This is a genomic window from Elstera litoralis (genome assembly GCF_000963705.1).
In the GTDB taxonomy this organism is placed as follows: Bacteria; Pseudomonadota; Alphaproteobacteria; order Elsterales; family Elsteraceae; genus Elstera; species Elstera litoralis.
This window is the reverse complement of the sequence record NZ_LAJY01000408.1, coordinates 1-7487: the sequence shown is the minus strand read 5'-3', so window position 1 is coordinate 7487 and position 7487 is coordinate 1. Positions and strand designations below refer to the sequence as shown.

10 protein-coding genes and 1 pseudogene are annotated in these 7487 nt (G+C 65.8%); 6 read left to right on the top strand and 5 right to left on the bottom strand.

The annotated features are described in order from the left end of the window. The 3 genes from VZ95_RS14620 to mobA all read right to left on the bottom strand — a co-directional run. Positions 1-670, bottom strand: a 670-nt coding sequence (locus VZ95_RS14620) for a glycosyltransferase family 9 protein (protein WP_045776509.1), incomplete at its 3' end; no start/stop codon positions are given. Between the two features lie 28 nt (positions 671-698). Then, positions 699-1523, bottom strand: a complete 825-nt coding sequence (gene dapB, locus VZ95_RS14615; RefSeq protein WP_045776508.1) for a 4-hydroxy-tetrahydrodipicolinate reductase — start codon at positions 1521-1523, stop codon at positions 699-701. A gap of 86 nt (positions 1524-1609) precedes the next feature. Continuing rightward, complete coding sequence (gene mobA / locus VZ95_RS14610) at positions 1610-2092, bottom strand: molybdenum cofactor guanylyltransferase (protein ID WP_052711796.1); 483 nt, start codon at positions 2090-2092, stop codon at positions 1610-1612. Positions 2093-2165: 73 nt separating this feature from the next. Between mobA and moaA the strand changes: the two genes are divergently transcribed. Together moaA and VZ95_RS14600 are read left to right on the top strand one after the other, a co-directional pair. Beyond that, positions 2166-3197: a GTP 3',8-cyclase MoaA gene (gene moaA / locus VZ95_RS14605; protein ID WP_084627808.1), complete on the top strand. Its 1032-nt coding sequence runs from the start codon at positions 2166-2168 to the stop codon at positions 3195-3197. 7 nt (positions 3198-3204) lie between these two features. Then, positions 3205-3993, top strand: coding sequence for an NAD kinase (locus VZ95_RS14600; protein ID WP_045776507.1), 789 nt, complete (start codon positions 3205-3207; stop codon positions 3991-3993). 194 nt (positions 3994-4187) lie between these two features. On the opposite strand, the gene VZ95_RS25735 is transcribed toward VZ95_RS14600, so the two are convergent. Further along, positions 4188-4343 carry a hypothetical protein gene (locus VZ95_RS25735; protein ID WP_198148322.1) on the bottom strand — a complete coding sequence of 52 codons (156 nt, stop codon included), beginning with the start codon at positions 4341-4343 and terminating at the stop codon, positions 4188-4190. Positions 4344-4350: 7 nt separating this feature from the next. Between VZ95_RS25735 and VZ95_RS14595 the strand changes: the two are divergent. From VZ95_RS14595 to VZ95_RS14580, 4 genes and pseudogenes are all read left to right on the top strand, one after another. Continuing rightward, a pseudogene (locus tag VZ95_RS14595) lies at positions 4351-5189 on the top strand (AbrB family transcriptional regulator). Between the two features lie 14 nt (positions 5190-5203). Then, entirely contained in the window at positions 5204-5890 is a 687-nt protein-coding gene (locus VZ95_RS14590; protein WP_045776506.1) for a hypothetical protein, read from the top strand. 38 nt (positions 5891-5928) lie between these two features. Further along, positions 5929-6507 (top strand): hypothetical protein, encoded by a 579-nt coding sequence (locus VZ95_RS14585; RefSeq protein ID WP_045776505.1) that lies wholly within the window; start codon positions 5929-5931, stop codon positions 6505-6507. Then, positions 6504-6683, top strand: coding sequence for a hypothetical protein (locus VZ95_RS14580; protein WP_045776504.1), 180 nt, complete (start codon positions 6504-6506; stop codon positions 6681-6683). Before VZ95_RS14585 ends, VZ95_RS14580 begins: the two co-directional genes overlap by 4 nt. A gap of 4 nt (positions 6684-6687) precedes the next feature. Here VZ95_RS14580 and VZ95_RS14575 read toward each other — a convergent pair whose 3' ends face one another. Further along, positions 6688-7122, bottom strand: coding sequence for a hypothetical protein (locus VZ95_RS14575; protein WP_045776503.1), 435 nt, complete (start codon positions 7120-7122; stop codon positions 6688-6690). Positions 7123-7487 lie beyond the last annotated feature (365 nt).

Sequence of the window (7487 nt, the reverse complement as noted above, 5' to 3'; positions counted from 1 at the left end):
GCGCCACCCGCAAGGCCGCGCCGACGCGGCGCAGATCGCCCAAGCCGAACCCGTCTTCCGCCTCCGGCAAGGCCGCAAATAGCGGCGCGGCGGCGGACCGTTCCGAAAGCGCACCGATTAAGAGAATCCTCCCGCCCGCCAGTTTCCCGCCGGGGCCGGTGAGCGCGCGGGCGAGGGCAGCGAAGCGGTCCAGCGGCCACTGCTTGCCTTGGAAATTCGCCGTTGGTCCCAGCGCCAGAATGGGGCGGTCGTCGCGCGATAATGCCGGAGCGGCGGCGTCAATCCACAAACGCGGAGCCGGAATTGGATCGATTCCAAAACATTCGGCGAGTTGCGCTACCCGATGCGTGGATTTCAGGCCTGTGTGCCAGCGCTGCACCCGGCCTGCCCGCAGGCAATAGCCGATGAGCGAGCCGCGCAGGTCAATCACCCGATCCCAACGCCGCCCGATCACCTGCCGCCACAGGGCAAACCAATGGCCACCGCGCCTCTGTTTCGGCATCGGAATGAATTGTTCGAGCCCCGGCAGGTCGACAAACAGGCTTTCCGTGACCGGCCCACCCGCCACCGTGATCCGCGCGCCGGGATGCGCCGCCAGCAGCGCGCCGAGCAGCCCCGTGGACAGCACGGCATCGCCCAAGCGCGTGGCGGTGATGAACAAAATCCGCATGATCCGCGCTGTATAGCGGGGTTCGGGGTTATGCGTCCAGAATCCCGTCGAGCCCCCGGCGTAGACCGATAAACTTCCGCACTTTTCGAACCGCTAGCAGCGTGCCCGCTACGTAAGGCGCGGCAGAGGTTCCGGCGTCGTGGCGGATCGTCAGCCGCTCACCCGGCAGGCCGAAGTGCGTTTCGCAGGCGAGAACATAGGAGGGCAGCCGCACCGAATGCACCGGCACGGTACCGATCTGCGCGCCGCGCGCTTCCTTCGGCCCGAGAATATCGGCGACGGGTTTGGCCGTCGGCGGATGCTCGCGGGCATTTTCCAAGGCTTCGGCCAACTCGCGCGCGGTGCCGCTCGGCACATCGGGCTTTTGCGGCCCGGCGTAATCGATGATCTCGATATCGCCGACATATTGCGCCGCCATCAGGGAGAAACGCTTCAGCAGCATCGCCGTCACCGAAAAATTCCCCGCAGCGGCCACGCCGAGGCTCCGGCCGCGCGCCATCGAATCGATTTCGAAATAATCTTCCGCCGTCAGGCCCGACGTGCCGATGACCACCGCAACCCCCACTTCCAGCGCCGCCGCCACATGGGCGCGGACGGCCTGGGGTTTCGTGTAATCCACCAGCACATCGGCCCCCGCCGCCAGCGCTTCCTGCGCGCTGATATGGACGGGAACGCCCAAGGGCGTCGGCAACCCGGCGAGGGTTCCGGCGTCTTGCCCCGCCACGCCGCGCGCCACCGCGCCGGTCAGAACCAGATCGTCCGACGCGGCAATCGCCTGAACCAACTCGCGCCCCACCCAGCCGCTAACCCCGGCAACGACGACGCGGATCTTCTTCTGCTCAGTCTGGGCCATCGGCCGCGCTCCCCCGTGTTTCCGCTGCGGCCAGATCGGCCCGCGTGTTGATATTGAAAAATAACGGCGTTATCTCCGCGTCGAAGTCAACCACCTTGGCCGAAACCGCGCGCAAGGCCCCGTGCAGCGACCAATCGCCTGCCGCGAGCCGGGCGGCGAGCAGGGGGGCTGCCGTGACCCGCCACAGGGCACAGGCCGACTGCCAGCCTTCGGGCGTCGCCGCTACCGCCGCGCCCCCTCCCCAGCGCCGCCGCCAGCCGATCCGCCAAATCGCTCGGCAGAAACGGCGTATCGACCGGCACCGTCAGCACCGTCGCGATTCCCAGGCTTTCAGCATAGCAGAGCGCCGACCAAACCCCTACCAGCGGCCCCTGCCCCGGCGACGGCAGGTCCGGCACCAGGGTTCCATAGGCGGCAAGGCGCGGATCGGCGGCATTGATCCACCGCGGCGCGCGGCATCGGTCGGCCACATGGGCGATGAGGGGGCGTCCCGCCAGCAGCCGCAGCGGCTTATCGCCCCCTAAGCGCGTGCCCGCGCCGCCCGCCAGAATCACGGTTGCCCCAATCACTTTCGTACTCCCCCCGTCACTTTCTAAACCGATTCCCCATGAAACTTGCCGTGCGGCTCCCTATAGTAAGAGGATGCTTGACGCTGTTCACCGCCCCTCGCCCGCTGCGGCCCCGTTGATCGACCCGTTCGGGCGGGCGATTTCCTACCTACGCATTTCCGTAACAGATCGCTGCGATTTTCGCTGCGTCTATTGCATGTCGGAAGATATGAGCTTTCTGCCGAAAGCCGATCTGCTGACCTTGGAAGAGCTGGAACGGCTGGCGGGGGCGTTTATTGCGACCGGCACGCGCAAGATTCGCCTCACCGGGGGCGAGCCACTGGTGCGGCGCAATGTGATGCAGCTTATCGAGCGGTTGGGCAGCCGGATCGGATCGGGGTTGGACGAACTCACCCTCACGACCAACGGCTCGCAACTCGGCAAATATGCCGAAACCTTGGCGAAAGCCGGGGTAAAGCGCATCAATGTGTCGCTCGATACCCTGGATGCTGACAAATTCACCGCCCTCACCCGCTGGGGCAAGCTCGGCACGGTGCTGGACGGGCTGCAAGCGGCAAAAGCGGCGGGGCTGGCCGTTAAAATCAATGCCGTCGCGCTGAAAGGCGTGAATGAGGATGAGTTCGACCGGCTGATCGCTTGGTGCGGCGACGAGGGTTTCGATCTCGTCTTCATCGAAGTCATGCCGATGGGCGACATCGGTGGCGAGATGCGGCTCGATCAGTATCTGCCGCTCGCCCAGGTGCGCGCCGAGTTGAGGAACCGCTGGACGCTGACCGAAACCAGCTACCAAACCGGCGGCCCGGCCCGCTATTGGCAGGTGGCGGAAACCGGGCAGCGCTTGGGCTTCATCACCCCGCTCACGCATAATTTCTGCGAAAGCTGCAACCGCGTTCGCCTCACCTGTACCGGCACACTTTATATGTGCTTGGGGCAGGAGGATGCCGCCGATCTGCGCGCGCCCTTGCGGGATGGGCGGGACGATGCCGCCCTAATCGAGACCATCCGGGCGGCGATTGCGCGCAAGCCCAAGGGCCATGATTTCATTATCGACCGGACCCACACCGCCCCCGCCGTGCCCCGGCACATGAGCGTGACGGGCGGTTGATGCTTCCATGAGCACGCATTTTTCCAACCAAGGCCCCTTGCGGATCGCCTTTGTCGCCTCCGACGCCGACCCGGCGCAAGAGGCCCTCGCCCGCCTCACTGCCCGCTATGGGCAGGCCGACCCGTGGGAAGCGGATGTCGTCGTTGCCCTGGGCGGCGACGGCTTGATGCTGGAAACCCTGCACAGCCATTTGGAACGGGGCGTGCCGATCTACGGCATGAACCGGGGCTCCGTCGGGTTTCTCCTTAACGAGCATAATGAGGATAGGCTGCAAGAGCGCATTGCCGCCGCTCAGCGCGTCACTCTGCATCCATTGAAAATGCGCACGACCCGGCGCGACGGCAGCACGCGCGACGCGCTCGCCATCAACGAGGTCTCGCTGCTGCGCCAAACCCGGCAGGCGGCGAAACTGCGCATCCTCATCGATGGGGTGGAGCGGCTTGAAGAGCTGATTTGCGACGGGCTGTTGATTGCAACCCCCGCCGGCAGCACCGCCTATAATCTTTCTGCCCACGGGCCGATCGTGCCCTTGGGCGCAGGCGTTCTGGCGCTGACGCCGATTAGCCCGTTCCGGCCCCGGCGCTGGCGCGGCGCGCTGCTGCCGCACACGGTTTCGGTAAGCTTCGAGATTCTGGAAGCCGATAAGCGCCCCGTTAGTGCGGTCGCCGATTATACCGAAGTACGCGATGTGGTGAAGGTGGATGTGCGCGAGGACCGCTCCTTAGGCCTTACCCTGCTGTTCGACCCGGATCACACGCTGGAAGAGCGGATTCTGAAGGAACAGTTTCTGCCATAGCCGCTGTGCAGCTTGGGAATTGGTCAGACGGAACGGGCCATGCCAGAATAAGTGCATGCCCGACACACTGACCGATCCGGCCTATCCCGGATACCCCGCCCGCCGCCGATGACCGCGCCGCGCCCCCTCACAGCCGACGCAAGACCGCCCAGCGGATCGGCCTTACCCTCAGCCTCGGCGCTGCGGGCGGCCTTCTATTCTACCTGCTGCATTTCCCGCTGGCCTTTATGATCGGGGCCTTGGTCGCGGTAACGATTGCCGCCGTGGCGGGCGCGCCCGTGCAGTCGGCCCCGCGCCTGCGGGTGGCGATGGTATCGATCCTCGGGGTGATGCTGGGGCAGCGCGTTCAAACCCGATATGCTCCACCAAATGGGGGCTTGGGCGGTGTCGCTGCTGTGGCTCGGGCCGTTGATCGCATTCACCGTTTGGGCGGGCAAAGTAGCGATGCAGCGCTGGGCAGGGCTCGACCGCGTCACCGCCTATTTCGCCTCGGTCCCCGGCGGTTGATGGAAATGACGATGATCGGCGGCGCGGAAGGCGGCGATGAGAAGCGCCTGTCGCTGCTGCACGCCCTGCGCATCGTTCTCGTCGTCATCATTCTGCCGTTCTGGTTTCGCTTTACCACGGGCTATGTGAGCCCCTCCATCAGCCTATCGTTCGCCTCCTGGCCCGCGCCGTTCGATTTGTTTTTGCTCGCGATCTGTGCCCTCTGCGGCTATCCCTGTGCCCGGCTCTGCCGCCTGCCCGCGCCGCAATTGACCGGCTCGATGCTGCTGTCGGCCTCGATTCACCTTGCCGGTCTCACGCAATCTGGCCCGCCCGACCTGCTGGTCGCCATCGCGCAAACGATTATCGGGGCCAGTCTGGGAGCACGCTTTCGCAATACGCCGACGCAATTCTTCGGACGGACCTTCGTTATGGCCTTCGGGCTGACCCTGCTGATGTTGGCGATTTGCTTAGTGGTTGCCTGGGTGGTTCACAGTCTGACGGGCATCTCGTTCGCCTCAGCCGTGCTGGCTTTCGCGCCGGGGGGGCTTGCGGAAATGAGCCTGATCGCCCTCTATCTTGGCGGCGATACCGCCTATGTGGCCGCCCATCATATCGTGCGCATTACGATGGTGGTGCTGCTGGTGCCGCCGTCCTATAAGCTCTTGAAGCGCCTCTTTCCCGGCTGGCTGGAGTCGCCGAAACCTTAGGGCGATGGGACATTATGCCGATCTCTTCCGATATGCGCCCGCCGCTGTGGCTATGGGCGGCCTGGGGCGCGGCGCTGATTATTCTGATCGCCCGCGCCGGGCTTTTCCCGGCGGCCCTCACCGGCGACGAGATTTGGTTCACCGAAAGCGCCTATCAGTTTCTTCAGACCGGCACGCCGAAGCGGCTGATCCATGCCGATGGCGTCGGCAGCGCCACGGCGGATTTTCTGCCCCCCATCGTCATGCTGCTGCAAACTCTGGCGCTCTGGATCGGCGGGCTCACCGCGCGGGCCGTGGGGGCGCCGAGCGTGCTGCTGTTGATGCTGGCGTCGCTGCTGGTCTATCGGGTGGCACGGCAGGCGGGGGCGAGCGCGAGCGCGGCCGGTTTGGCGGCACTGACCGTCTTCGGCGCGCAAACCATTCTGCGCGGCGCGCTCTATGTGCGCTATGAGGGCGCGGTTCTGGTGGCTTTCTTAGGGTTTCTGGTCCTGGTGCCGATTGGCCGGGCGAACCGCTGCCCTCGGGCGCGGGGCCTTGGTTGGCATCGCCGGGCTCGCCTATTACCCGACCGCCCCTTTCGTCGGCCTCGCCGCGCTGCTGATCGAAACCGGGCTGCTGCGGCCCTTCGGCACCGCGCCCGCACCGGCGGGCGATCCCCTGGACCGCCCTCGGCTTTGCCCTCGCGGTTGCGCCATTCCTGATCTACGTCGGGCGCTATCCGGCGGAATTCAGCGCGCAGGTGCTGAGCAACGGGGCCGCCCATTACGGCACGGCGGAGCTTTTGCGCCGCTTTACCGACGTCGCTTTTTGGCGGGGGCAGATCGAAACCCTCCCGGAGAGTTTAGCCCTGCTCATTGTGCTGCTGAGCGCCGGCCTGCGCCGGGAGACCCGCGCCTGGGCGGCGGTGATTCTACTGTTGACGCTGCCTGCCCTGCTCTACCCGTTCAATCCGCGCCTGCTGGGACTCGCGGTCGCGCTGGCGCTCTGCCTTACCGCCGTTTGGGCCAGCCGCGACGGATGGCTGAGGCCGCTGACCTGGCTCGGGCTCGCCGGGGGAAGCCTCGCCGCTGCCGCCATGCTCGCCCTCATGGGCAGCGTCGGGATCGTGCAGGCCGAGGGGCGCGACGGCGCGGCACTGGGGCCGCTGCTGAAACCCTATCTGACGCAAGCCGGGCCGATTGCCGCCGATCAACGGGCGTGGCTCGCCCTGCGCCGCGATTTCCCGGAGCGGGACTTTCTCCACGCCCTGCCCTCCTGGTCGCCGCCACAGGTGAGCGTGTTCGAGCCCTCGGCCTGCGTGACCCGAACTTCCGCGTGACCTATGCCTCGTGCAACCGATATCGCCGAAGCACCCTGGCCCGCGCGCCCGCGCTGGCGGCGGGACGCGCCGAGGGCAGTCTCGTGCCGCTCGCCCGGCTTATTCTACCGATTCGCCCACTGCCGCTCGCGAAAGCCGTGCCCTTCGATCTCACGCTCTACGGGCCACCGCAATGACCGATCAGGCGGCCACGGAAGTAACCTTCCCGGCGTCGACCGAGGCCGTCACCGCGCCGCCCGTCGACGTGTACCCCGTCATGGTTGGCGTTTCGATGGCATCGGCCTCGTCGCTCGACACATAGTCCCGCCAATCGACCACCCCATCGCCATTGGTATCGAGCAGTTCTTCGAGCGGGGTTAGCGTGGTGGATGTCGAACCGCTGGCCGATGCCGCGCTGACCTGCCCGCCACCTGCCTGCGGCGCACGAGCGCTCTGCTCCTGCGCGCCCAAAACCGTGCTTGCCGTCCCGGACGTCAGGCGCGGATTCCCTGAACCGCTCGCCGTCGCGGTCGGCGCTTGACGGGCGCTGGTCGCAGCCGAACCGCCGCTCTTCAGCGTCGCCCCAGAGGTTGAACTAACCTGCCGAACGGACGATAGACCCAAGATACTGCTCATTGCAGACGCCATTTTCCCCTCCATCGTGTCGAGCGATGCTCTCGCTGTCCTGTTATACGGAGCAGAAGGCCCTTCCCTGTGCGGTGACGATCAAAAAAAGTGCCCGGAGAGGGACATAAAAACCGCCCCCTTTTCAGGCGAAAAGAGGGCGGCACTCCCCCAAAGGCGCGTGCCCTTGGATGGGAGTTTTTAACGCGACAACGGAAAGATTAGAGTCAGGCCGCTTCGGCGGTCGCGGTGTCGCTGGCGTTTGACGACGAGGAATTATCCGAAGTGCTCGACTGGGTGTCGAGCGCATTCACCACGCCGTCGCCATTGGTATCCTGGCTCTGGAAGAGCTGGCTAACCGCTTTGGCGAAGGTTTC